The organism is Peribacillus sp. FSL K6-5616 (assembly GCF_038008245.1).
Taxonomy (GTDB): domain Bacteria; phylum Bacillota; class Bacilli; order Bacillales; family DSM-1321; genus Peribacillus; species Peribacillus frigoritolerans.
The window spans coordinates 2,773,881-2,798,564 of sequence record NZ_JBBOYT010000001.1; the positions used below are offsets into that span (position 1 = coordinate 2,773,881).

At 40.8% G+C, this 24,684-nt stretch carries 23 protein-coding genes, 1 pseudogene and 1 other annotated feature; of the genes and pseudogenes, 4 read left to right on the forward strand and 20 right to left on the reverse strand.

Going from position 1 to position 24,684, the window contains the following annotated elements; all coding sequences use genetic code 11:
* Window positions 1-8: 8 nt before the first annotated feature.
* Together MHB45_RS13210 and MHB45_RS13215 are read right to left on the reverse strand one after the other, a co-directional pair.
* Entirely contained in the window at window positions 9-479 is a 471-nt protein-coding gene (locus MHB45_RS13210; RefSeq protein ID WP_048688488.1) for an endolytic transglycosylase MltG, read from the reverse strand.
* Window positions 469-849, reverse strand: coding sequence for a hypothetical protein (locus MHB45_RS13215; RefSeq protein ID WP_222619893.1), 381 nt, complete (start codon window positions 847-849; stop codon window positions 469-471). The genes MHB45_RS13210 and MHB45_RS13215 overlap by 11 nt, the downstream gene beginning before the upstream one ends.
* 496 nt (window positions 850-1,345) lie before the next feature.
* Here MHB45_RS13215 and MHB45_RS13220 point away from each other — a divergent pair.
* Window positions 1,346-1,758, forward strand: a pseudogene (locus MHB45_RS13220) (DUF5392 family protein).
* A gap of 192 nt (window positions 1,759-1,950) precedes the next feature.
* Here MHB45_RS13220 and MHB45_RS13225 read toward each other — a convergent pair.
* The 13 genes from MHB45_RS13225 to hmpA all read right to left on the reverse strand — a co-directional run bounded on the left by MHB45_RS13225 (window position 1,951) and on the right by hmpA (window position 19,025).
* On the reverse strand, window positions 1,951-2,982 hold the full coding sequence (locus MHB45_RS13225) for an aromatic ring-hydroxylating oxygenase subunit alpha (protein ID WP_048688483.1): 1,032 nt from the start codon (window positions 2,980-2,982) through the stop codon (window positions 1,951-1,953).
* A 63-nt stretch (window positions 2,983-3,045) separates the two neighbouring features.
* The gene (locus MHB45_RS13230) at window positions 3,046-4,488 is read right to left on the reverse strand and encodes an aldehyde dehydrogenase family protein (protein WP_048688480.1); all 1,443 of its coding nucleotides are present in this window, start codon (window positions 4,486-4,488) and stop codon (window positions 3,046-3,048) included.
* Between the two features lie 109 nt (window positions 4,489-4,597).
* Window positions 4,598-6,028 carry an amino acid permease gene (locus MHB45_RS13235; RefSeq protein WP_072273960.1) on the reverse strand — a complete coding sequence of 477 codons (1,431 nt, stop codon included), beginning with the start codon at window positions 6,026-6,028 and terminating at the stop codon, window positions 4,598-4,600.
* A 70-nt stretch (window positions 6,029-6,098) separates the two neighbouring features.
* Window positions 6,099-7,268, reverse strand: coding sequence for a Glu/Leu/Phe/Val family dehydrogenase (locus MHB45_RS13240; protein WP_340907916.1), 1,170 nt, complete (start codon window positions 7,266-7,268; stop codon window positions 6,099-6,101).
* 57 nt (window positions 7,269-7,325) lie between these two features.
* Window positions 7,326-8,990, reverse strand: a complete 1,665-nt coding sequence (locus tag MHB45_RS13245; RefSeq protein ID WP_340907917.1) for a thiamine pyrophosphate-dependent enzyme — start codon at window positions 8,988-8,990, stop codon at window positions 7,326-7,328.
* A 79-nt stretch (window positions 8,991-9,069) separates the two neighbouring features.
* Window positions 9,070-10,566 carry a sodium:solute symporter family protein gene (locus MHB45_RS13250; protein WP_340907918.1) on the reverse strand — a complete coding sequence of 499 codons (1,497 nt, stop codon included), beginning with the start codon at window positions 10,564-10,566 and terminating at the stop codon, window positions 9,070-9,072.
* Window positions 10,566-10,787, reverse strand: a complete 222-nt coding sequence (locus MHB45_RS13255) for a DUF3311 domain-containing protein (protein WP_340907919.1) — start codon at window positions 10,785-10,787, stop codon at window positions 10,566-10,568. The genes MHB45_RS13250 and MHB45_RS13255 overlap by 1 nt, the downstream gene beginning before the upstream one ends.
* Window positions 10,788-10,841: 54 nt before the next feature.
* On the reverse strand, window positions 10,842-11,816 hold the full coding sequence (locus tag MHB45_RS13260) for a hydroxyacid dehydrogenase (RefSeq protein WP_249594710.1): 975 nt from the start codon (window positions 11,814-11,816) through the stop codon (window positions 10,842-10,844).
* A 186-nt stretch (window positions 11,817-12,002) separates the two neighbouring features.
* Complete coding sequence (locus MHB45_RS13265; protein ID WP_340907920.1) at window positions 12,003-13,937, reverse strand: sigma 54-interacting transcriptional regulator; 1,935 nt, start codon at window positions 13,935-13,937, stop codon at window positions 12,003-12,005.
* Window positions 13,938-14,595: 658 nt separating this feature from the next.
* Window positions 14,596-15,030, reverse strand: coding sequence for a general stress protein (locus MHB45_RS13270; protein WP_081088807.1), 435 nt, complete (start codon window positions 15,028-15,030; stop codon window positions 14,596-14,598).
* Between the two features lie 80 nt (window positions 15,031-15,110).
* The gene (locus MHB45_RS13275; RefSeq protein WP_072273955.1) at window positions 15,111-16,358 is read right to left on the reverse strand and encodes a glutamate-5-semialdehyde dehydrogenase; all 1,248 of its coding nucleotides are present in this window, start codon (window positions 16,356-16,358) and stop codon (window positions 15,111-15,113) included.
* Window positions 16,359-16,393: 35 nt separating this feature from the next.
* Window positions 16,394-17,482: a glutamate 5-kinase gene (gene proB, locus MHB45_RS13280; RefSeq protein ID WP_048688451.1), complete on the reverse strand. Its 1,089-nt coding sequence runs from the start codon at window positions 17,480-17,482 to the stop codon at window positions 16,394-16,396.
* Window positions 17,483-17,539: 57 nt separating this feature from the next.
* Window positions 17,540-17,754: a binding site (T-box leader), on the reverse strand.
* Between the two features lie 62 nt (window positions 17,755-17,816).
* On the reverse strand, window positions 17,817-19,025 hold the full coding sequence (gene hmpA / locus MHB45_RS13285; RefSeq protein WP_072273954.1) for an NO-inducible flavohemoprotein: 1,209 nt from the start codon (window positions 19,023-19,025) through the stop codon (window positions 17,817-17,819).
* Between the two features lie 170 nt (window positions 19,026-19,195).
* On the opposite strand from hmpA, the gene MHB45_RS13290 reads away from it, so the two are divergent.
* Window positions 19,196-19,660, forward strand: a complete 465-nt coding sequence (locus MHB45_RS13290; protein ID WP_048688442.1) for an RrF2 family transcriptional regulator — start codon at window positions 19,196-19,198, stop codon at window positions 19,658-19,660.
* A 15-nt stretch (window positions 19,661-19,675) separates the two neighbouring features.
* On the opposite strand, the gene MHB45_RS13295 is transcribed toward MHB45_RS13290, so the two are convergent.
* From MHB45_RS13295 to MHB45_RS13305, 3 genes are all read right to left on the reverse strand, one after another.
* Window positions 19,676-20,650, reverse strand: a complete 975-nt coding sequence (locus tag MHB45_RS13295; protein ID WP_048688440.1) for an HD-GYP domain-containing protein — start codon at window positions 20,648-20,650, stop codon at window positions 19,676-19,678.
* An 84-nt stretch (window positions 20,651-20,734) separates the two neighbouring features.
* A complete protein-coding gene (locus MHB45_RS13300) occupies window positions 20,735-20,920 on the reverse strand; it encodes a zinc-finger domain-containing protein (protein ID WP_034307842.1) in 186 nt (61 codons plus the stop codon).
* A 5-nt stretch (window positions 20,921-20,925) separates the two neighbouring features.
* Window positions 20,926-21,597 (reverse strand): ribonuclease H family protein, encoded by a 672-nt coding sequence (locus MHB45_RS13305; protein ID WP_048688434.1) that lies wholly within the window; start codon window positions 21,595-21,597, stop codon window positions 20,926-20,928.
* 210 nt (window positions 21,598-21,807) lie between these two features.
* Between MHB45_RS13305 and MHB45_RS13310 the strand changes: the two genes are divergently transcribed.
* Window positions 21,808-22,221, forward strand: a complete 414-nt coding sequence (locus tag MHB45_RS13310) for a reverse transcriptase-like protein (RefSeq protein ID WP_048688428.1) — start codon at window positions 21,808-21,810, stop codon at window positions 22,219-22,221.
* On the forward strand, window positions 22,205-23,113 hold the full coding sequence (locus MHB45_RS13315; RefSeq protein ID WP_048688425.1) for a DMT family transporter: 909 nt from the start codon (window positions 22,205-22,207) through the stop codon (window positions 23,111-23,113). Before MHB45_RS13310 ends, MHB45_RS13315 begins: the two co-directional genes overlap by 17 nt.
* A 77-nt stretch (window positions 23,114-23,190) precedes the next feature.
* Here MHB45_RS13315 and MHB45_RS13320 read toward each other — a convergent pair whose 3' ends face one another.
* Window positions 23,191-23,472: a DUF6123 family protein gene (locus MHB45_RS13320; protein ID WP_228467451.1), complete on the reverse strand. Its 282-nt coding sequence runs from the start codon at window positions 23,470-23,472 to the stop codon at window positions 23,191-23,193.
* A gap of 290 nt (window positions 23,473-23,762) precedes the next feature.
* Window positions 23,763-24,638: a 5'-3' exonuclease gene (locus tag MHB45_RS13325; RefSeq protein ID WP_048688418.1), complete on the reverse strand. Its 876-nt coding sequence runs from the start codon at window positions 24,636-24,638 to the stop codon at window positions 23,763-23,765.
* Window positions 24,639-24,684 lie beyond the last annotated feature (46 nt).

Sequence of the window (24,684 nt, forward strand, 5' to 3'; positions counted from 1 at the left end):
TTTTATGTTCATTTAAAGATGATGGAAATTATTTTTTCCGTCGTCATCGCACTATCCACCACATATGTTCCAGGTCGTAATCCGTTGGCCTTGCCTTTCTTTTCAACCGCGTCGGAAAATTCATTGGCATTTTTGATGACTTTAGCTTTTTGTAGGGTTTTACCCACATCGATGCTTGTCGAGCCTTTAGACACAGTAAGAACAGTACGGTATATGACTTTTTCCGTTGGTTCTTTTACCGTTTCTTTTTCCGCCTCCGCCTTATCTTTAACCGACTGTGCTTCAGCAATCTGATCTTCCCATTCTTTTTCGGAATGTATGACATACCCTTCTGAAGCCAGAGACTCTTTCATTTCATCTTCTGATAGTTTCTCAGACGTGCCGGTCGCTTCACCTGGACCAAAGAAGTACACTGCACCGCATAAGCCTGCGGCAACAACAAGGCCTCCGGCAAAGCTGCGCATTGATTTAGATGTCATTGGCCACATTTCTCCTTTCATTCGTCGTTTTCATGTAAGGAGTAAGCATCCGTTCTATTTCTTCTTCCGGCTGTTTTGTCTTAAGTGCGATGCTTTCAAATGAATAGCCTCGCTTATGTAGGTCGAGTACTTCACGCAACATGTTTCGCTTTTCGGAAGACATTGCCAGAATGCCTGCCTCTTGCACCGTAATTTCAGCATCTATCTCGATGTTCCTGATTTTTTCCTGTAATACATTCATTTCATCCCCAAAAGTGCTGGCAATCTGTTCCAATTGACTGTCCACTTTTACAGAATCCTTTTTAATAAACGATAAAATGAACAGTAATACTGCTGCAGCGAACAAAATGATCAGAGCCCATTCCATCATTCTATGTCCCTCCTTAATCTTTGAATCTACTATCTCGCTTTCTAATTATATATTGATTTGTTCCAAAACTCGATTTAAAAGTACTAAATACCACAATAGTCACGTATTTATGACAAAAAAAGGCGCGGGAAGGTCATCCATGACTATTAATAATGAAAAAACGAAAAATAAAGCTTCCATTTGAGGACCATTTTACCATAATCCATTCAACATTTACACCAATGTTAGTATATTAAGGCAACATACTGCAAGAACACTGTCTAACTAGGTTATTCAAAGGTATAAATGGCATTCTTATTCACATCACTGCTTGTACTTTCCCTTTAAAAGATTCCAAGGGTATATTAAATGACAAACATGTTTCCAAACGATAAGATATATATAGGTTCCTTTTCCTATTTCATTAATAGGTACGATTTTACAGTGCATTTATTTATTGGTGCAAGATAATAAGGAGGAAACAATGAATATCAAAATAAATAATATACCGGGTTTCATGCAAGACGAAATCGAACAACTTCAATTAAAGTTGTCCCCCTTGTTGAAGAAAAATATGAAATACGGTTTTTTTTCAACGGTGATGATAGGCTTTTCCATCATTAATCTTTTTTTTCTTTTATTTAAGAACGACTCTTTACCCATCTCGAAAATCGCACTTGGAATCTATGCATTGGTGGGAGCTGTAGGATTTGCCTTATTAAAAGAAAACAAACACAATCAAAGAGAAATAGTGAAAATGAGTCAGAAATATATGTTGGAGAGAATCAAAAAAAGCAACTATTTAACAGATGCCAGAAAAAAAACTACTTTAAACGAGTAAATGAGCATCCGCTTACTGCCATGAATGTTTTTTTTGAGTTTCTTGCTGAAGAACAACAATGGAAGAACAAATCCTCCCACCCCGAATAAATAAAAGGAAATTCGCAAATTTCATAACTTTATCGGTGTTCAAATAAGGCAAAAAAGGCAGCAAAAAAAACAACTCAACCAGTATGCTCCGGTAAACTGCCGAATCACACTGGTTGGTTGCTTAGGTTTTTCGATTTACAAATTCTCCCTGAAAGTTCCTTTTTTAGTGCATTCCAATAGCGAGCTCAGTGGTTAGTTCTGGAGCTTATTTTCAATAAGTTCATGAAAATAGACAGCAGCATGTTCTGTTGGAGAAAAGATTCCATTTGTAAATGCCTCGGAACTTAATCCTTTTTGCAGTTTTTCCACTAGATCAAAATCTTCCTGCCGTACTTGATCAACAAATTTAAAATATTCTTCTTTTTCTATGTTTGTTTTTTCATCTAAGGAATAATCCCGATAAATACCTAACGACGTCACAGCATCAACGGGAATTACTTGAATGGTATTAACGTTTCCGTCTCCTGGATAAACGTTAATCATCATATTCGGCCAAACCCAATAAAAACGCGCTTGTTCCCCTTCGCCATTCTTGCTTGCTGTCATATATTGATAGGTGAATTTGTCGTGTGTCGTTGTACAAAAGTTTGCTAAATCAAAGGATTTAGCAAAACCAGGATGAGCAATGGAACAATGATCACATTCAAGGTAATTGTCAACAACGGCTTTCCAATTAGCTTTTACTTCACGGCGGGTTTCCCTAACTAACTTCAGTGAATCAAAGAATGGATACTCTTTCATTTCCTCTAAAAATTCCTGATATGCTTCTGCCATAGAGGGTGCATTTTTGTCAAGATTGACAAAAATCATGGCATTCTGAACTTCTAAGCGAATGGATTTCATACAGCTGTGTATTCCCAGTTCATTCGTTTTAAAATTAGGGGCTCTATTAACACTTCCGTCTAATTTGAACGTCCATCCATGGTATCCGCATTGTAAAATTTTCTTATTTCCTTTATCGGCGTTTTCTACTTTCATTCCGCGATGAGGGCAAATATTGTAGAAAGCACGCAGTTCACCATCGGTACCATGTGAAACGATAATAGGCTCTCCGGCGATATCTAATGTCATGAAATCGCCTACCTTTTCCACTTGGCTTGCATGCCCCGCCAATATCCAACTCTTTCTGAAGATTTTTTTACTTTCTTCATTGAATACCTCTGGATCGACATACCGTGAATAAGGCAGTGTAGGGCTGAACTGAACATTTTCCTTCGTGGACATATTGAATCCCCCTCCTGTTTTTGATCTAATTTAAAAGTTTAAACACGCTTAGTTCAATTTGACTTATACCCGATCCATATAGACTGTCTTGACCTCTGTATAGAATTCAACGGCACTCTTCCCTTGTTCACGGCTGCCCGCACTTGAATTTTTACATCCGCCAAATGGCATTTGCGGTTCGGTTCCTGCTGTTTCCGAATTGACATGAACAAGACCCACTTCAACATCTTCAATAAACCGTTGAGCCAATGTTAAATTGTTTGTACAAATGGCTGCGCTCAACCCATACTCTGTATCATTCGCCATCTTAACTGCTTCCTCATAATTTCCGGCCTTAAAAAGGGCAATGACCGGTCCAAAGATTTCTTCACGCGCAATGCGGGCATGTTGAGGAACATTTTCAAAGATTGCCGGCTTGACATAAAAACCATTCGCCAATTCCACTTCTGCCGGGATTTCTCCTCCGCACAAAAGTGTAGCTTCTGATTTGCCAACATCAATCATTTCAAACACGCCATCGCGTTGTGATTTAGATACAGCCGGACCGATATATGTTTCTTCGTTGAGCGGGTTGCCCACCTTTAATTCTTTCGTACGAGCCACCAGAAGATCCCGGAATACTTCATAAATTCCTTCTTCCACAATCACCCGGCTAGTGGCTGTGCATTTTTGCCCTGTGGATTTAAAAGCTCCGCCTATAGCTATTTCCACTGCTTTTTCAAGATCAGCATCGGCGAGGACGACAAGCGGGTTTTTCCCTCCCATTTCCGCTTGCACTTTCTTTCCATGCTCAATGGCTTGTTTTTGAATTTGCTGACCTATTTGATTCGAGCCCGTAAAAGATATAGCCTTCACATCAGGATGTTCCACTAATGCAGCACCAATGACGGAACCCCTTCCGAATACACAATTGATGACACCAGGCGGAAGACCCGCCTCATCAAAGGCTTTTATCACATGATAGACAGACTTAGGTGTAAGATCAGCCGGTTTAATCACGACTGTATTCCCGTAAATCAGGGCAGGCGCCAATTTCCATACAGGGATGGCGATAGGAAAGTTCCATGGTGTAATCAACCCCACCGGACCTAGCGGGATGCGGATAGTGTATAAAAATGTATTGGCATTGGCTGAAGGAATTACTTCCCCGATTGGCTGCCGGGCTTCAGCAGCATAATATTCAAGTATGCTGGCAGCCCGATTGGCTTCCCCCATCCCTTCCAAGAATGTTTTTCCTTCTTCCTTTATCAAATCTTGACCTACTTCCTGAATATTCTTTTTCAAAATATCAGCTGCTTTCTGCAAGTATGAAGCCCGTTGCTGAAACGATAACTTTTTCCAGTCAGGAAATGAATTTTTTGCGGCTGCCACTGCATCATGTAAATCAGCCGCAGCACTTGATGGAAATTCTCCTAAATTTTCACCATCATGGGGACTAAGATTTTCTCTATACTCTCCTGTAGTGGGTTCTTTCCATTTTCCATTAATATAATTTAAGTAACGCATTCTATTTCCTCCGTATTCTATTATTCTACTTCTCTAAATTATAGGTTTTGCTTTTAACTGCACTTCTAAATAAACGACCCGTTTTCTTATATCTTGGATATAATAATCACTATTGAATAAAATCATTGGTCTGTTCATTTGTTAAGGCTGGCACCTCGACGTTCCTTCGCGCATATCTAAAATAGTAAAAAATATAGCAAGCAATGACGAAACCTAATCCCCAATACAACGAAGTTCGCTGTGTCGGATCATAAGCGGTGAACACGAAAATACCTAGACACATAATGATGCAGAGAATTGGGGCAAACGGGAAAAAAGGTACTCTAAACTTTAGATTTTCAACCTTTCCGCCTGTTCTGATATACTGCTTACGGAATCTGTACTGTGCGAACGCAATCGCCATCCAAGTAAGCACCCCTCCAACCCCGCTTATGGAAAGCAGCACAACGAATAACGTTTCTTCCGCTACTACACTAGTAAGCAGCGACAGCAAGGCAAAGACCATGGTGACTAGTAAGGCGTTCATAGGTACACCGCGCCGATTGAGCTTTCCAAATGCAGAATGTGCCATACCGTTTTGAGAAAGGGAGAAAAGGATCCTTGTACAAGCAAACAGACCCGTGTTTCCTACAGAGAGGACCGCCGTCAAAATTACGAAATTCATAATGTCTGCTGCATAAGGAATGCCTACCATTTCAAACACGGTAACAAATGGACTTTCCAGTACCCCAACTTCTTTCCAAGGAACGATGGCCGATAGAACAAAGATTGCCAGTACATAGAAAAGCAGCACACGTATTACGATGTTTCGAATCGCTCTCGGAATGCTTTTTTGCGGGTTTTCCGTCTCTCCTGCTGCAACACCCATGATTTCCGATCCCTGGAAAGCATATACGACTGTCATCATCGATATAAACACACCCGTGAACCCTGTAGGGAATAGTCCATCTCCTATAAAATTGGAAAGGAACGGGGCAGGTTGTGCATCCTCCATATGAATCAATCCAAACATCGCTGCTGCACCGATAATTATGAAGAGAATGACGGCAAGCACTTTAATCCCGGAGAACCAATACTCTGTCTCTGCAAAACTTCGCGTAGTCAATGCATTTATAGTGAATAAAAGGACCGTAAATATCACACACCATATCCATACTGGTATATCGGGAAACCATCTGGTCATTAGCAAACCGGCCGCTACAAATTCCAGGCCTACGTAAAGAGCCCAGCTTAGCCAGTAAATCCAGCCAATGACAAATCCAGTGGCGGGACCAATAAATTTCGTTGCATGGACCTGAAAGGAACCGGATACCGGCATCACTACCGATAATTCACCTAGACAAATCATCGCCAAGTACATTAATAAACCACCGACCAAATAGGCAACAATCGCTCCTAAGGGTCCAGCTTCACCGATTGCATATCCTGATCCCAGGAAAAGACCCGTTCCAATTACCCCACCTAAGGAGAGCATGAATAAATGTCTACTCTTCATTGAACGCTGTAATTCTTTTGGCTGATTTTCATGTTCTGTTTGCATGAATTCCCCCCCGTTCCTGATTGATAAACTGCCTGAACACTTTCATGATTAACACAGGTTAACGAGAGTTTCACGATAACGCTTCGGAAGGCACTGCATATTCTGGAAGGTCGCTGATTGTCGGTTTAAATATTTCATAAGCTACTTCTCTTTGATATTTTTTTTGTTTTTTTGCTTGAGTAAACAAATGATACGTATTTTTCCTGCATAGTTTTTCTATATCATCGACGACAGCTTGTGGATTTGGTTTAACCAGTCCGAAAATAACCGCATCATAAAATCTTATCGCCCCCAGGTTGGCAACGAAATCATTGACAACATCTATTCCTCTCTGTCTTATGATTTCGTCTCCCTCAGATGAAAGGGGAATGTTCGCCGCCTCCACAATCAAGCTCGCTTTTACGCTTTTGGCATTGGATATGTGGATGACATCCTCCAATGCGGACGGAATTAAAATATCGCAATCTATGTCGAGCCATTCCGTGTTTGGCCTTACATCATAATGCGGTTCAAAAAAGGCTTTATCCATTTCCCCGTACATATTCTTATGATCAATAAGCGTTTGGACATCCAATCCTTCTTCACATGTAACCAAAAGGGCTGCATCGGAAATTCCCACAACTTTATAACCTAACTGGGACATTTTCAATGCGCAGCTTGCCCCTACACAGCCGAATCCTTGAATGACAACTCTTGCACCACCTTTTCCGTTTTTAAATTTCCATGCCTCATCTGCGGAGAAAGCCACACCATAGCCTGTTACGACATCGTTTAAAAACAACCCGTCTATTTTTGTCGTCAACAGTTCATCGAAGTCTTTTATCCCTTGCAGAACATTCGGATTCTGCTTCATTGATTTCGTTAGGGGGATATCGATACCAAATTCATTAAATATTTTGAGCACATCTTCATATTTGGTGCCTAAATCACTGCCTAAAGATACCCCTATATCTACATAAGGCATCATCGCAATCAGAAATCTTCTTAACACTGCATATGCATCTTGCGCTTTATAATCATAGGCAATGCCCGCTTTACAACCGCCAGTCGTCTCAGACTCACAGGCTACATACTTATAGGCCATAGCCTCGGCCAGCCTTTCGACCTCTTCTCTTGTAACCGTTGGGTGCATTCTTGTACCGCCGCCTGTGTATCCTTTGACAAAGTTATGGACGACCAGCCAGCCTTTAGCATCGGTTTCCGTATCATTCCATTCAACAACTAAATATGGTTTTAACAACTATGATACCCTCCCTTACAAGCCTTAGTTTTTATTGGATCCTGCTAACTTCCAATGTTAATTGTTAGACACTAGCTTTTCGTGTACTTCCTTCTTGTCCTGGCCTACAGATAGAATCTTTGGATTGACTGCAACTTCTATTACAGCCGGCAGCCCTGAAGTAATCGCCCTTTGCAGCGCTGGCGCAAAATCACTATTTTTTTCAACCTTTTCACCATGCGCCCCAAATAAGCGGGCTAATCCAGCAAAATCAGGATTAGATAAGTCAGTTCCAACGACCCGGTTTGGAAAATGCTTTTCTTGATGTGCTCGAATTGTTCCGTAAATATTGTTGTTCACAACAATTGATATGGTCGGGATTTTATACCTTACAGCGGTTTCAATCTCTTGGAGAGTCATCATGAATCCGCCATCTCCCGAAATAGAAACAACATGTTTGTGAGGCTGCGCCAGTTTTGCCCCAATAGCAGCAGGCAGTCCATATCCCATCGCACCCGACGTTGGCCCGACGTATGTGTTTTCTTGTTCAAAACGATAATATTTTGATAGCCATCCAAAAAAGTTGCCTGCATCATTTGTAATGATGGTATCCTTCGGCAGGCAGACAGCCAAATCATGCATCAATCCGTCCATATCCACGAAATCTTCTGTGTAATCGGCCTTCGGTTCAGAAAATTCTAAATATTTATCGTGCAATTCTTTCAAATGGTCTCCGCCTGAAATAAAAGATCCTGATTCTGACGCCTGCAGTGCTTGTTCCAAAAAGCTCCTGGCATCCGCTTCAATCGCAAGAGAAGGAGCATACACTTTACCAAAAATATCGGGACAAATATCCACATGGATCAGCTTTGAATTTTTGGAAAGCAAGGTGTAATCTTGTGTTCCTACTTGAGAGAATCGTGTCCCTAATGCCAAAACTACATCTGCATCCCGGATTGCATCAAGTAAATATTGAGGTGTCCCAAATCCAAGCCACCCTGCATAGCAAGGATGTGAGTTCGGAAACGCGTCAAACCGACGGAAAGCTGTAACGACAGGAAGTTTCTCTGCCTCCACAAACTGTACAAGCAACCTGTTGGCCTTTGCATGAATCACACCTCCCCCAGCAATCAATACGGGGCGCTCCGCGTTTCGTATTGTATCCATCGCTTGCTTCACATCTTCTATATGTGGTTGAGGAGGAAGCGAGCGATATGAAGGGGTTATGTTCAACTCTGCCTCGTCTTCCAACATGTCATGCGGCAAAGCCACTAATACAGGGCCCGGACGCCCCGATCTCGCAATATGGAAAGCCCGTTGCAATAACTCCGGGATTCTTTCCACACGATCGATCTCTACCGTCCATTTACATAAATGACTGAAAAAACCCGTCAAATTCACTTCCTGGAATGCTTCCTTTTCTTTAAAAGGGCGTTCGACTTGGCCAATAAGCGCAACCAAAGGGGTTGAATCTTGAGCAGCAGTATGAATGCCGATAGCTAAGTTTGTAGCACCCACTCCTCGCGTTGCCATACAGACTCCCACCTCTCCTGAAGCCTTGGCATACCCTTCCGCCATAAAAGAGGCACCTCCTTCATGCCTGGCGGAGATAAGTTCTATTTCAGGATGTTGATATAGTGCATCCATTACACTAAGATAACTTTCACCTGGTACACAAAAAGCTTTTTTTACCCCTTCTTTAGCCATTACTTCTACGACTGCTCTTCCTCCACTGACTTTCATAATCAAGCCTCCCGCTTTCGAAAACGTGTTTTTATTCTAGTAATCTGCGATTATATGAATATTGGACTGATTCCCACTGTCATTTAACAAGCTTTTCCAAACCTGAAGCCTGTTTATTATTTTCTTTCATCCCAATTGAAGTTTTTCTTGTAACTGCACTCACACCTAAAGTTACTGCGATGTTGATGAATAATACAGCTAACCCTACATCAAGATCTTGTATTGCTTGCGGCAGAGAAGGAAATAATGTAGCAAGTGTCGTACCTGATGTGGTCGAATATACAACAATTAGAATTCCAACGATCATGCCGGCAAATGCTCCTTGAACCGTGACAGGATTCTTTTTCCATAGACTGAAAAATAGTGCTGGAAACAACTGTGCCATGAAGCTATATGCCATAAGATACAACGTAAAAATCGACTCCCCGCCATTGAACGTAAAATATAGAGTCACTATAGAAATGACAGGTACTAACATCCTGCTCAATCTTTGTAGCTGGTCATCCGATGTATTCGGCTTCCATACCTTATATACATTTTTTGAAAGTATCGTAGCCGTAGCCGTCAGCACGAGTGAACTGGGAATAAGGGCGGCCATTGCCCCTGATGCTCCAATAACTCCGACAAACCAGGGATCAAATGACATCTTCGCCATTTTAAATAAAGCTAAATCTGCTTCTGCTCCCTGTAAATTCGGGACTTGGAGAATCGCAGAAAAACCAATAAATAACGAAAAAATGATGATTACTTGATAAATTGGCATAACCCCAGCATTCCAACGAAGTGATTTCGGACTTTTTGCAGAGAACACTCCCGCTAACATATGAGGGAACATATAGAATGCCAGCGCTGTCATGATCGTAGCTGATATAAACCAAGAGATACTCAAACCTTGTTCCGGGAAAATCAAAAATCCTTGTTTTGCAGTATCGATTGCTTCAAACATCGGCTGTATACCACCGTAATAATGAAGTGGGAAATAAATCCCCATAAAGACGACAACAGTCAGAATCATGATATCTTTAATGACCGCGGTCCACGCCACACCATGCATCCCTGAAGCCGTTACATAAATTGTGATTGCAATTACCCCAACAACTATAGCCACATTCGGGGATATGGACCCATAGGAGGCTTCCGATACGATTATTCCCAATCCTTTCAACTGCATGATCAGATATGGAATAATTGAAATGACGCTAATTACCGCCACAAGAACACCCAGAGCAGGACTGTTGTACTTTTTGTCATAAAAATCAGATTGAGAAATGACATTATTTTTTTTTGCATACCTCCAAATAGGCGGCAACAGCCAATAGGCGATTACAAAATAGAAGCAATTGAAAGCGTATAAGGCAGGAGGCATACCAGATCGATAAGCTCCGCCGCTTGCCCCCAAAAACGTATATGTCGTAAACATTTCTCCTGCTATCAAGAAGAAGAGCAAAAAGCTGCCGAAGCCTCTTCCGCCAATGGCCCATTGTTCCAAACTCATATTTTTACCCTTTCGAGCTTGAAGCCCTAACCAAATACACAAAACCAGAAAGAAAAGGATAACGAGCAGTGCTTCATTCATCAGCCTTCTTCCTCCTCGGTTGCAGGATCAAGTTTATTGGCGATTATCAAAAAAACTGATGTAAGACAGACCCATAATATAGCCCAAAAAAGAACAAATGGCATCCCTAAAACATAAGGTTCAATTCGATTGATAACCACTAGCGAACCAAGTGCCGGTATTGCACTTATCACATAGATTATTTTCTTCATTTGTTCACCATCCTTATCAACAAATGCCAAACTTGAACCACCCAACCTAATTTTCTGAAAAAACAGATATTTTTCTCTGTATGATTACATGGACAGCCCTTTGGTTAAGGGCTCATTTACAGCCCAATTCGGTTTCACGCCAGAAAGGACTTGTTCCACTTGCATGGCTGCATGTACAGACATGCGTATCGAACCTTCCTTCGTCAATGCCGCATTATGAGGACTGACAATCACATTATCCAAGTTAAAAAGGGGGTTCCATTTATCAGGAGGTTCAACTTCAAATACATCTATTCCGGCACCGGCAATCTCGCCAGCTTGCAAAGCATTTACTAAATCAGCTTCCTTCACCACACCGCCTCTGGAAGCGTTTACAAAATAGGCGGAAGATTTCATCCAGGAAAACTCACGGCATCCTATTATACCTTTTGTTGTTTTAGTTAACGGCAGATGCAGACTAATTACATCAGAGTTCCTGAATACCCATTCTAAATCTGTTGCTATCTCCAACTCCGAATTCGTGCTGGCTGTAACATAGGGGTCGTAGCCAATTACTTTCATATCAAAGCCTTTGGAAGCTTTTTTGGCCAGTATTCTGCCGATTCTCCCCAGGCCAATAATCCCCAAAGTCTTGCCTTCCAAGTCTATTCCAAAAAGTTGACTACGGATAGCAAAATTCCCGCTGCGCAGCTCTTTGTCAGCTAAGCTTAAGTTTTTGGACAATGATAAAATTAATGCCATTACATGTTCAGCTACAGAATTCGCATTTGCCTCTGGGGTATTTGTTACATAGATGCCACGCTCTGTAGCAGCTTCGATATCAATATTGTCCAAGCCCACTCCATACTTGGCAATTACTTTAAGATTTTCAGCTGCTGTAATAACTTCTTTATTTATCACAGCCGTCGATCTCGTCAGTACTGCATCACAGCCTTTGATTTCTTCAATAAGAATTTTTTGCGACAGATCAGATCCTACTTTAATCTTATAGCCTTTTTCTACTAAAAAACGTTTCCCCTCTTCCTCAATATCTTGAGGAATATACACTAAATGACTCACATTGCCACCAACCTTTCATGTTAACCTTGAAGGAAAAATCTTTCCTACACCAATGTATATATACAATTTTTGTGCCAACATAAAAAAGATCCGTTTATTCAAGAAAGAAGCCAATTCGTTCTCAAACCAAGACATAAATAAAGTTAACAAATTGTTTCTAAATGAATTAATTTGTTTCATTACGTTTCAATTTGTTTCAATATTCAAATTTTTCATCTTTCTCCATAAAGTCGTTCGACTCATCCCTAACTCAAAAGCAGCTTTTCCTTTGTTAAAATTCACCTTTATTAACGTTTGAACAATTCTTTCACGCTCGGATAAATGTATCCCAGGTGATATCTCCATCTCTTCGTTTTGTTCCGAAAGCAGAATTTTCTTATTACTTTTATTTGGAAAATACATTTCAATATCATACACATCAATTATCTTGTTCTTATAAAGAGCGCATAATCGCTCACAAAAATTTTGCAATTGGCGAATATTCCCTTCCCAATTCCCTTCACTCAGCTTTTTCATGGCAGTTTCCGTCATCTTGATTTGTTTCTGATCCGAATGACCTTTCCGAATAAAAGCATTCACCAATAACGGAATATCTTCTCTGCGTTCCCGAAGTGGAGGCAATACAAGGTCCAGCACGCTCAAGCGATAATAAAGATCCTCCCGAAAGTCATTACTCTTTACCATTTGCATGAGGTCTTTGTTCGTTGCCGACACTATTCTCACATCAACCGGGATTACTTTATCATCACCAATGCGCATGATTTCACGCTCCTGCAGGACACGCAGCAGCCGGCTTTGCATTTTTGGGGAGATTTCCCCTATTTCATCCAAAAAAATCGTACCTCTATGAGCCAGTTCAAAAAATCCTCGCTTTCCGCCTTTCATGGCTCCCGTGAAAGCTCCTTCTGCATATCCGAAAAGCTCACTTTCCAATAAATTTTCGGGAAGCGCTGCGCAATTAATGGCAACAAATGGGTTGTTTTTCCGGTTGCTATGATTATGTATGCTTTGGGCGAATATTTCCTTGCCCGTACCAGTTTCTCCAATTATAAGAATGTTTGAATCCACTTCACTATAACGTTGAGCTGTTTCAATCCTCCTCTTGATTTCCGAGCTCCGGTACAATATATCATCAAATGTGTACTTTGCCACATGTCCGCGTGAATGAAGCTTTCTAAAGAACTTCCCTTCCATCTCCTGAATGCGTGTAACATCTTGAAAGGCGACCATATCCCCCACTTTTTTACCCTTTAAAAATATCCCGACTTTTTTTACCGATAATTGAATGGATTGGTAAGCAACGGTATCTTTTTCGTATTCATCGTCGCTTAAAAGCATATTACGAAATTTTCCGGGCCTAATTATATCGTATACGGAATTTCCAATTAAGCTCCCCTTGGAAATGGCTAATATCTCCTGGGCGGCCGTATTGAATACGGATATTTGTCCTTTTAAATCTATTGCAATAACCCCTTCATAGGCATAATTAAGAATCGTTTGGTAACGTTTGGTCTTCTCCTGTTCCCTTCTGCTGACAAGAGCTACCCTTTTCGCCTCAATCAACGCCTGCCTAAATGATTCCTTTCCAGTATCAACCAGGATGGCCCCCAACCCTATCTCTTCAGCATATTTACAAGTACTTAACCCACTTAACACAACCTCACAGCCATCTCTGGCGGCTAAATCCACTAAACTGACTGAGGACTCGATATCATTTAATATATAAGACTGAATTGGCAAATCAACGATATCCGAAAGGTTTTCCACTCCATAAATCATATTCAAAGCTCCTATAACGGCCACTTTTTTACTGCCGAAACGTGCCTTGCAATCATACAGGGAACGAATGAGGTCAATGCCCTGCACAGGTATATCAACAATAGGAATGAATTCATTGCATTCTTTTAATAGTTTCGTGATTAATCCCCTTGAGATGATTACATCGGCATCAAGCTTTAACTTCCCTATCTTATCGGCATCCTCAACTACTTCCTCTAAAACAAACTTCACTGAACCGTTATCATTGTTTTCCGATTCTTCCAACTTGTTGAACTCCTCAAATCTTTCAAAAGCATCCGTAATATACCCTTTTCGGGGAACAACGAGTTTTATTTTTATCAAAACACCCACCTCCAACCTAAATCATTTTGCTTTATTGGATAAAGCTCAAAGCCCTGGTCATACAAGGTCTTGATAGTTCGAGTTAGCTAAGAATGCCTTAGAGTTTTTCAAAGCCAGAATATGAAAAGTTAATGCCTTAAGTACGCATGAGATTAATTCCCCGTTTTATCAAGATATTCCATCTTTCACTTTTAAAAATAAAAAACCCTGTTATCGTGGGTTTTTTCATTACAAGGATTTCGATTGGTATTAAATATCACAAAAAGAATGGTCATTCAATTCTTCTCAATTAAACTTGCTTTTCATCACTGGTAACGCTTTTTAACATTATAATCAGTATAATGATTCTCAAAGGGAAAATCATCATGAATAAAATATCTATAATTTCTTAAAGTGGCATCGGCTTCTGCTTTTTCACCATAATCCCCCTCCCTTTCTCGCTAATAGGACTATATTCCTTTATTCTTCATACCAATGTGGAATTCCTTTTGATTTTATCGTTAGTGACAATAAAATTAGCCTACAAACAGATTAACCCCGTTCAAGAATCCTGAACGGGGTTTTTCAATAAATAAGAGCTGTTTAATTTTGAGTTTTTATGGAGTTTAGTTCTCAAACATCATAAGTCTGTTCATTCAAGGTGGTTTTACTTGCAAACTTAAAAAGGGTCGGCTATGACAAGGATTTTCCCTGCTTTAATATCCTCCATATATTGATCGACTTCGGCTTCCTCCAGTCCAATGTCCAATAATGGCTTTCTCAATCCGCCTGCTCCCGATGCTGCCCCGGCTGCCGCTCCCCCAAAAGTGGCGAAAATCGGTCCTGCTGCCAATATCGGACCTATTCCTGGTACGGCCAATGCACTCATTCCAATAAGCAGGCCTGTCAATCCGACAGCTCCGCCGGCTGCTGCCCCAGCTACTAATCCATCAGTTTTTGCCGGGCTGACTTCCTCGGCTTCATTTGGTAATTTATCGATGTTTTTTGCCAATACTGATATTTGATCGGATGTATATCCTTGTTCCTTTAAGTTTTCGACTGCTGAAATCGCTTCATTTTCATTTTCATATATTGCTATAAACCTCTTGTCCATGGTATCTGCTCCTTTAAAAGTAATGTATTATACAATACCCTTAATTGAGTTTTAATAACCTTCCATGAAAGAAATGAATCCTATTCCCGGATTTGCCCCTGGCCATAAATGAAGTACTTGCTTGATGTTAAGGCAGGTAAACCCATTGGTCCGCGCGCATGCAGCTTTTGTGTGGAAATGCCGATTTCTGCGCCATAACCGAATTCAAAGCCGTCGGTAAAACGGGTTGAAGCATTGTGATAAACGGCTGCGGCATCCACTTTATTCAAAAATGCAGAAGCATTTTGTTCAACCCCCGTTAAGATTGCTTCAGAATGCTTGGAACCGTATCGGTTTATGTGATCAATGGCATCGGATACACCTTTTACAGTTTTCACGCTGAGTTTTAAAGCCAGGTACTCAGTTGACCAATCTTCCTCCGTAGCCGTTTTCGCTCTCGGAAAGGAGCTGCAAACCGCTTCATCTCCATATAATTCAATACCCTTTTCGTCCAGGAGTTCCAGAATACGCACTCCATTTTCTTCAAACCATTTTTCATGGATCAGAAGCCCCTCAATAGCATTGCATACGGATGGGCGCTGAGTTTTACCGTTTAAGACAATTTTCTCGACCATCGTAATATCTGCGGTCTGATCGATGAAGATATGGCAATTGCCTGCACCTGTTTCAAGGACGGGAACAGTGGACTCCTTAATGACCGTTTCAATTAAATTCTTTCCGCCGCGGGGAATCAAAACATCTAAATACTCATTAAGATGAAAAAGTTCCTTAGCGGTTTCACGACTTGTATCCTCGATCAACTGAACAGCTTCTACAGGGATTTCCGTATTCTCCAATGCTTTATGAATGGAAGAGACTAGTGCCATATTGGAGTGTTTGGCTGACGAGCTGCCTCTTAAGATGACAGCATTTCCCGTTTTCAAGGATAATGTAGCAGCATCGATGGTCACGTTAGGCCTTGCTTCATAAATCATTCCGATTACCCCGATCGGCACCCGTTGCTTTTTAATCAATAAACCATTCTCTTTTTCAATCGTCTCCAATTGTTCCCCAATCGGATCATTTAAATCGATTAGAAGCTCAATGGCCGCTGCCATGTCATCAATACGGTTACCATTCAACATAATTCGATCTAATATAGACTCGCTGAGACCTTTTTTCCTGCCATCTTCCAGATCCTTTTGGTTTTCCTTTATCAAAAAATCTTTATCGATAATAAGTTGTTTCGCAATTTTCCCAAGAGCCTCATTCTTCTTTTCCGTACTCAATCCGATTAGCTGATAACTGGCTTTTTTGGCTGCCTTTCCTTTCGCCGTCACTTCACTCATTTCCAAATGCCCCCTTTTTTCTTGAAATTGATTTTTTATGCTTTCACCCATTTATCGCGATGAATAACTTCTATGGAAGTGATTATAAGCTCGGATGTCCTCTTTCCCATCGCCTGTTTTAATTCTTCGTCGGAATAAAGGACCTCACCCCGCCCTAATAACCCATTTGCACCAAAGACTTCGACAACATCGCCCTTATTGAAGACTCCTTTAATTTCATAAATTCCAGCTGGCAGCAGACTGCTGCCATTTGAAACTAAGGCCCTTTCGGCACCTTCATCAACGAAAATTTTCCCGGATACTTTTGAATGAAGGGATATCCATTGTTTGTTTTTCGTTACCGTCGTCAAGAGATCATTCCCAATATACGTGCCATCACCATTGCCTTCAAGGATTGTTAGAAGTTTATCACTCCCCAAACCAGAACCGATGAATACTTTCACCCCTAGAGACAATGCCGTTTGCGCTGCAATCAGCTTCGATTTCATCCCACCGGTTCCGACATTGGAACCTGCACCTTCTGCCATTTGCAATAAATCATCCGTTATTTCGGATAGCTTATCAAATCGTTTAGCCCCTGGATTTGTCTGTGGATTGGAATCATAGAGCCCATTAATATCCGTTAATATGATCAAGTTGGACGCGTGGACTAATCCGCTTACCAAGGCGGATAGCATATCATTATCACCAAAAGTCAACTCCTCGACCGATACTGTATCATTTTCATTTATGATCGGAAGGATGCCGCGTTCAAGCAATTCCATCAATGTCGCATAGGCATTTTTATATCTATCCTTTTTCGAGAAATCTTTCCTTGTTAATAAAATCTGCGCCGGAATGATTCCAAAGTTCCCTAATTGTTCCATATATGATTGAATCAATAGGCTTTGCCCCACCGCTGCAGCAGCTTGTTTTCCTTTGAGAGTGACAGGTCGCGTAGGATAGCCGAGCTTGCGAAAACCTGTCGCTACAGCACCAGATGAAACAAGGACAACTTCATGCCCCGCTTTCCTTAACGCTGCCACTGCCTGGATATGATCGGAAAATTTGTTTTGGTCGATTTCACCTTGTGTATTGGTCAAAGAACTACTTCCTATCTTTACAACGATGCGTTTCTTTTCCATCGATTACTTCCTCCAATAAATATCTAAGACATGAAAAAAAGCCCTTTTCATCCTCGAAATAAGGACGAAAAGGGCTGCTCTCCGTGGTACCACCTTCATTGAATGCAAGTTCATGCATTCCACTTTGCCTGATAACGCCAGGATTTGCGCCTATGTTTTGCATAGGACTCAAGAAGCAGGTTCTGCGCTTTCCTGTCGCGGGTCTTCCAGCAATCGACGCCGCTCTCTGTCACAGTGATTCTCGCATACTAATCTTCTCTCAACGTTCATTGTTTTAATATAGTATGCAAAATTATCTTCTTGATGTCAATAACATTCCTGCGATGAATGATCCTTATAAAGCGATTGCTGGGCCGAAGAACTCATAGTGAATTTTATCCGTATCTACCCCAAGCTCTTTCAGGTAAGTGATGATGGCCTTCATGAAAGGCACAGGGCCGCACACATAATAATCAGCCTCAGGTTTAACAATACTGCTCAATAATTCCTTATCAATATACCCTTCCTTTTCAAAATTCGGGAGGTTCTTATCATCCTCACTCGGATTTTTAAAGACAAAGGATAATTGATAGTTTGTAAGCTTGTGTCCTAGTTCTGTCAGTTCCATTCTGAACGGCTGTAAATGGCCATTATCTGTTGCATGAATGAATTGTACATCACGCTCAGGTGTTTGTTCAGCTACCGCATGGACCATGCTCATGAAAGGCGTTATGCCAACGCCTCCGCTCAAGAATACTGCTGGTGTTCGTTTATCCAAGTCGATGGTGAAATCACCTGCAGGAGCCGTTACGTCAATACTGTCACCCATCTGAATGGATTCATGCAAGTAGTTAGAGACCCTACCATCAGGAGAGGTTCCCGGCTTTTCTTTTTTAACGGAAATACGGAAATAATCTTTTCCCGGAACATCAGATAAACTATACTGACGGTTGAATAAATAGCGTTCACCCGGTATTTCAATCCGAACGGTAATATATTGTCCTGGAAGAAATGCCGGAACCTTATCTCCATCTGATGGCTTTAGATAAAAGGATGTGATTACTTCACTTTCCCGTACTTTTTCCACCACTGTGAATCGTTTGAAATCAGACCATCCGCCGACCTGATTGGAAGCTTCGTCGTACATTTCCTTTTCGATGCTAATGAAAACATTCGCAATGACTCCATACGCCTCTCCCCAAGCTTGAAGGATTTCTTCTGTAGCCGAATCTTGTAACACTTCTTTGATTGCACCTAATAGGTGTTCTCCAACAATCGGATAATGTTCGGCTTTGACTGCAAGGCTTCTATGTTTTTGTGCTATTTGCTTCACGGCAGGTAAAATCGTTTCTAGTTGATCTATATATTTAGCTGCAGCCAATACCGTGTTGGCAAGTGCAGTTTGCTGGCGCCCCTTTTTTTGATTGGCATGATTGAAAACATTTAATAATTCAGGATGTGCTTCGAAAAGATTTTTATAGAATACAGTTGTGATAGTTGTACCATGCACTTCTAATACAGGTACGGTTGATTTGATAATATCGATGGTTTTCTGGGATAGCATAGGTAAACCCCTTTTCATAAACAAGTATTTTGAATACAGGTTTATATTAGAACTTAAATGCATTAAAAGCAATATTTTTTATACATCTTTTCAGATAATAAGTTTTCATGTTTATAAAATGTTCACATTTATGATATAGTCAAATGGGGATAGAATGTGAGGCGATAAACATGAGGTTGACGAGTTATTCCGATTACTCACTTAGAGTGTTGATTTACCTGGCTACCCACGACCAAAGCAAATTATCAAATATCAAAGAGATTTCTGAAGTATATCAACTGTCTAAAAATCATTTGATGAAAATTGTTCATAATCTAGGTAAATTAGGCTATATTGAGACGATACGTGGAAGAAATGGCGGTTTCCGGCTTGCAAAATCACCCGCCGAAATAAATGTAGGGGAACTTGTGCGGAGAACCGAAGAAGATTTTTATTTAGTGGAATGTTTTAAAGATCACGATAACTGTGTGATTTCTCCCGTTTGTTCATTGAAATTTGTCCTTAACAATGCCTTGGATGCTTTTTTAAAGGTCCTTGATCAATATACGATTGCAGACTTCAGCGAAAATAAAGTAATGCTCAAAACCTATTTTGATTCGGTAAAGCAGAATGACGAAAAGCCCGATTTTTTATAATCGGGCTCTTTTTCATTAACCGATGATTCGTTCGATTTGCCATTCTTTTTCCATTCGTAAATCTATGATCTCTGTACCGGTTTTCAACAAAGCTTTAAGGGGATCGTATGGATCGATCATGATGATCGTCCCGTTTCGTCCATTGGTAAGGGTGACTTCTTTTCCGACTAAAGTGGACATTAATCGGTTTACAAACTCCATTAGGATCTCAGGATTGAATTTACCGAACTTATCGCTGTTCATTTGCTCAATCACCTTATAAAACGGCATGGCCCGATGATATACACGATTTGAAGACATCGCATGGAATACATCGGCTATTGCGACGATTTTCGCATGATGATGGATATCATTCCCCATCAGACCATGTGGATAGCCTTTCCCATCTTCCCGTTCATGGTGCTGAAGGGCTGTTAATGCAATCGATGGTGGGATTCCTGGGATACTTTTAAGTAATTCATAACCATAAATGGCATGGCGTTTCATTTCTTCATATTCTGCCGCAGTCAGTTTACCCGGCTTTTCCAATATACTATCCGGAATCCTTGTTTTACCCACGTCATGCAGTGTGGCTGCCAGTGTCAGTGCTGAAAGGTTTTCTTTCGATAATCCAAGCTTCATCCCTAGATAAGTGGCAATGATCCCGACACCGATATTATGCTTATAGGTGTACTCGTTATTTGCTTGCAGCTCTTCGAAAAGGTAATAAACATCAGGATTCTTTGCAGCTTCTGCAATGACAGGTGCAACTTTTGCTTTAATCAATACAATCTTATCAAGCTGTATTTTTCCTTCATTTCGTATATCTTGAAAGATGTTTTTCAATTGAAGCGAAGCTTCGTTGATTCTTTCCTGAATATTTACGTTAGGTCGTGCATGATCTACCGTTAAAGAAGTTGCATCTTTTTTCAATTCTTCCCTTATGAAATCAATTCTGGGTATGGTAAGAGGCGTTTTCGCATTATATAGTTTCCCTCTTCTATTTTTCATTGCTCTCACACTTTTCTCTATTTTTCACCTATAATACCATATCCTTCATTGCCTTGTGTCTTTATGAAAGCAATTTTTGGGCACTTAAGTTCGGTCACTAAGTTCATTGCCAAGCTGTTTTAATTTTTCACCAACCGTGCATTCTGAAATACAGAACTGATGGGCATACGTACGCCCCTTCTCTTTTCGAAAATGCTTTCTTAAAAAACAATCTTGGCAAAATGAAGCGAGAACATCTTCCACTTCTTCATATATTTTTTTCCTGTTCATTGTTGTTATGGCTCCTTTGACCCAGCAATTTCTATTTTACTGAAAATGGCTTTTCCTTGCAGTGCAAGTGTGGCCAGGCGATCGGCTTCCTGGTTTTCCTTTCGAGAAATCGGCTTGCAGACAGGATTGATCTTTAATTTATCCAGTTTCGCTTCAATGCGGTCCAGCCATTTATTTAAGTTTTCTTCCATACAGGGCCATTCACCGGAAAGTTGATTTAAGACGACGAGAGAATCCCCTTTAAAGACACAGCTTTGATGGTGGATTCCAAGTTCGTCCATCTGCCTGACCGCTTCATGAAAAGCCGCATATTCAGCTTCATTATTGGATTCGAATTGCTCCAATTTCACATTGGTGCGTAACCGCCAGAACTTTTTTCCTTGACGATAATAAATGGCAACACCAATTCCTGCCACCTTTTCATCTTTTTGAAAACCTCCATCAAAGAAAACCGTCACATCCTGCGGTTCTTCCTCAATTTCCGTCAGGAGTTTCTTTAACTCCTTCTTGGTCCATGTTGTATCGAATTCATCCTTGAATTCCACTTCTTTCAGCCTTCCTGCCTTTTCAAGATCTTCCGTAATGACCAGTGCAGTCCCGGCATCGAGCCAATCCGAAACGAAATCGGCAGATGGTTTTTTTGAAGCTTGATATGTCCATTGCATAATTACCTTCAAAGATTTCCAGCTCCTTATCCATTCACGATTCATGCAGAACAGCTTACAAATTTCATACCTTTTTTTCGTCATACCCTTTATAATATATTGTAAGCATTTTAATCACTCTTTTTAATTATAGTTCCCATATCAGCCTGAAATTCTCATGTTTCAATCTTAATTTTAAATGAAACGTAACATTTTAACATTTAACTCGAGGAGGAGCATATCTTGATCGAAGTGTATATTGATGGTGCCAGTGCGGGCAGCCCAGGGCCTAGCGGTGCAGGTGTTTTCATAAATAATAACGGTGTGGTCGAGAGGCATTCCTTTCCTCTTGGGAATATGGAAAACCATGAAGCGGAGTACCATGCCTTAATCAAAGCATTGGAGATTTGTGTGGCCAATAAGTATCAAGTCGTTTCTTTTCGTACGGACTCCCAAGCCATCAACCAGGCCATTGAAAAAAGATTTGCAAAAAATAAGTATGCCCTTCTGCTGGAACGGGCTTTAAAGCTTTCCGACGAGCTTGATTTATTTTTCATGAAATGGATTCCAAATATCGAAAATAAGTCCGCGGATGAGTTGGCGAGACGGGCCATTCGATTGAATAAGGCTGAGGAAATTCATGAACAAGACAGCTGATTTTTCGTTATTATTCGTTGTATTCATCTGGGGCGTCACTTTTGTCATGGTCCAAAATGCGCTGTCTTTTCTTGACCCCTTCACGTTTAATGGCGTCCGTTTTTTCATGGCGTTCGTATTCTTGCTCATCCCTTATTTATTGACTCTACACAAAAAGGGGAAAAACGGGAGCAAGGGCCTTTTTAAAGCTGGGTTTCATATTGGTGTATGGCTTTTTCTCGGTTATGGGCTTCAAACGATCGGATTGAATTATACAACGCCTGCAAAGACTGGCTTTATAACAGGATTAAGTGTTGTCATGGTACCTGTTTTTTCCCTGCTGCTATTAAAGCATAGGCTTTCCCGCAATACAATAATAGGTGTCGCAGCCGCAACCATCGGACTTTATTTAATGACTTTCGCTGACCGCTCCAATTTGAATATCGGTGATTTACTGGTATTTTTATGTGCAATCAGTTTTGCCATGCAAATCATCACTACCGCTAAATATGCCAAGACCCTTCCCGCTTTACCGCTGACGTTGGTTCAGGTTTCCACCGTATCTTTATTATCATTTGTTTCAGCTTTCATTTTCAAAGAGAATCATTCCGTCATCTTCAGCTCAGAGGTCATGTTACAGAAGGATGTTTGGACTGCTTTATTGGTTACGGCAGCCCTTGCCACGGCGTTCGCCTTTTTCGCACAAACCTTCTTCCAAGCCTATACGACACCTACAAGAGTGGCGCTGATCTTTTCAATGGAACCGGTTTTTGCAGCGTTATCCTCATACATATTGATAGGGGAAAAATTGACTTCCGCTTCCATCATCGGCTGCGCATTCATATTCTTGGGAATGATTTTTGCAGAACTGCCTGCTAAGAAAAAGAAACCGGTGACACAGGGGTTTTCTTGAAAAGCCCAATAAAATAAATCGGACTTCCAGTTACGAAGTCCAATAAAATAAATCGGACTCCAGTTACGAAGTCCGATTTATTTAAGTAGCCCCTGTTCTTTTGCAAACGATACCGCTGCACTACGCGTTTCAATGCCATTTTGTTTTAAGTTTTCCAAAAAGGAGATATAAAAGCTGCCATCAAAATTCTTTTGTACCTTCAATGTCAACTCTATTGCTGCATTGACTAAAATATCACTTGCATCCGTGTAGCGCTTACCAAAATAAATAAAACCAATCGCGTCATTACCAAAAGTGAATCCCTTACCCTCTAAAAAACTAACATACTCTTCAGTTGATTTCGCCACTTCTGCATCCACTCCATACTTCATGCCTTATTTTCATCTTACCGTATATAAAAGAATTTGACTATCCATTTTTCGACAAAAAAATCATCGTACAAAATAAAGGACCTCCCATTACGGAGGTCCCAGACTGTACAATTTGAACGTTGATTGGAACGTAGGACACTCGTTTTTCGCGGGCGGTCCGCCCTCGGCGCAAGCGCCTGCAGGGTCTCCCTTCAACACGCGGGCTAGTAGAGCCCCAATCTCTTAAATTCAGGCGAAAATTTAAAGGGAATTTCAAAAGGGGAGCTCCCCTTTTTTGATTAGATCATTCGCAGTAAAGTCCTGAATTCATGATCCCTAGCCAGATTTTTGACCTTTTCGCGATCATACTGATAGACCGCATCGTCCAAAGGACATGAAATTGGTACATCACATTTTATTTCTGCTAGCTTTCTGGATAAATGAAGCATATCGACAGCGGATTCAATTTTAGCCCGTTGCCCATTCGTCAATGAAGCAACATTTTCAAGAATGCCTTCGATACTTTGATACTGTATCAATAATTTCAATGCTGTCTTCTCCCCAATTCCTTTAACCCCGGGATAGTTATCAGCTGTATCACCCATTAAAGCTTTTAAATCGATCATTTGCCTTGGTGTAATCCCTTTCCACTCAAAAAAGCTATCGGGATTATGCACCTCATAGTTACCATACCCTTTTTTTAACAATAGTACGGAAATGTTTTCATCTATTAACTGAAGCATATCTTGATCGCCAGTCAATATACCCACTCGGCTATGCTGTGCAGATGCTTTGGCAATTGTTCCGATACAGTCATCCGCCTCATAACCAGAGAGTCCTATGTTAGGGATATCGAATGCTTCAACCGCTTTTTTCGCTAAGTCGAATTGAGGGATCATTTCGACTGGAGCTTCTGATCGATTCGCCTTGTATCCATCAAATAATTCATTTCTGAAAGTCTTGCTGCCCATATCCCAGCATACCGCTACATGACTGGGTGAAAAGTGATTCACCGCCGTCAGCATATGCTTCAAAAAACCTTGAACGGCATTGGTCGGGATGCCTTTGGAGTTAACCATGAATTGACCAGTAACGGCCGTTGCATAAAAAGCTCTAAATAAAAGCGCCATTCCATCGACAAGCATAAAGGATGGATGCTGCTCATTTTCTTTCATTAACACATTATCACCTCTATCATGATGTACTTCCATTTTAACATAA

Coding starts and splice junctions, on each gene's coding strand:
- MHB45_RS13210 (WP_048688488.1), bottom strand. CDS start 479: ATGACATCTAAATCAATGCGCAGCTTTGCCGGAGGCCTTGTTGTTGCC.
- MHB45_RS13215 (WP_222619893.1), bottom strand. CDS start 849: ATGATGGAATGGGCTCTGATCATTTTGTTCGCTGCAGCAGTATTACTG.
- MHB45_RS13225 (WP_048688483.1), bottom strand. CDS start 2,982: ATGTCCACGAAGGAAAATGTTCAGTTCAGCCCTACACTGCCTTATTCA.
- MHB45_RS13230 (WP_048688480.1), bottom strand. CDS start 4,488: ATGCGTTACTTAAATTATATTAATGGAAAATGGAAAGAACCCACTACA.
- MHB45_RS13235 (WP_072273960.1), bottom strand. CDS start 6,028: ATGCAAACAGAACATGAAAATCAGCCAAAAGAATTACAGCGTTCAATG.
- MHB45_RS13245 (WP_340907917.1), bottom strand. CDS start 8,990: ATGAAAGTCAGTGGAGGAAGAGCAGTCGTAGAAGTAATGGCTAAAGAA.
- MHB45_RS13250 (WP_340907918.1), bottom strand. CDS start 10,566: ATGAATGAAGCACTGCTCGTTATCCTTTTCTTTCTGGTTTTGTGTATT.
- MHB45_RS13270 (WP_081088807.1), bottom strand. CDS start 15,030: ATGGACAAGAGGTTTATAGCAATATATGAAAATGAAAATGAAGCGATT.
- MHB45_RS13275 (WP_072273955.1), bottom strand. CDS start 16,358: ATGAGTGAAGTGACGGCGAAAGGAAAGGCAGCCAAAAAAGCCAGTTAT.
- proB (WP_048688451.1), bottom strand. CDS start 17,482: ATGGAAAAGAAACGCATCGTTGTAAAGATAGGAAGTAGTTCTTTGACC.
- hmpA (WP_072273954.1), bottom strand. CDS start 19,025: ATGCTATCCCAGAAAACCATCGATATTATCAAATCAACCGTACCTGTA.
- MHB45_RS13290 (WP_048688442.1), top strand. CDS start 19,196: ATGAGGTTGACGAGTTATTCCGATTACTCACTTAGAGTGTTGATTTAC.
- MHB45_RS13295 (WP_048688440.1), bottom strand. CDS start 20,650: ATGAAAAATAGAAGAGGGAAACTATATAATGCGAAAACGCCTCTTACC.
- MHB45_RS13300 (WP_034307842.1), bottom strand. CDS start 20,920: ATGAACAGGAAAAAAATATATGAAGAAGTGGAAGATGTTCTCGCTTCA.
- MHB45_RS13315 (WP_048688425.1), top strand. CDS start 22,205: ATGAACAAGACAGCTGATTTTTCGTTATTATTCGTTGTATTCATCTGG.
- MHB45_RS13325 (WP_048688418.1), bottom strand. CDS start 24,638: ATGAAAGAAAATGAGCAGCATCCATCCTTTATGCTTGTCGATGGAATG.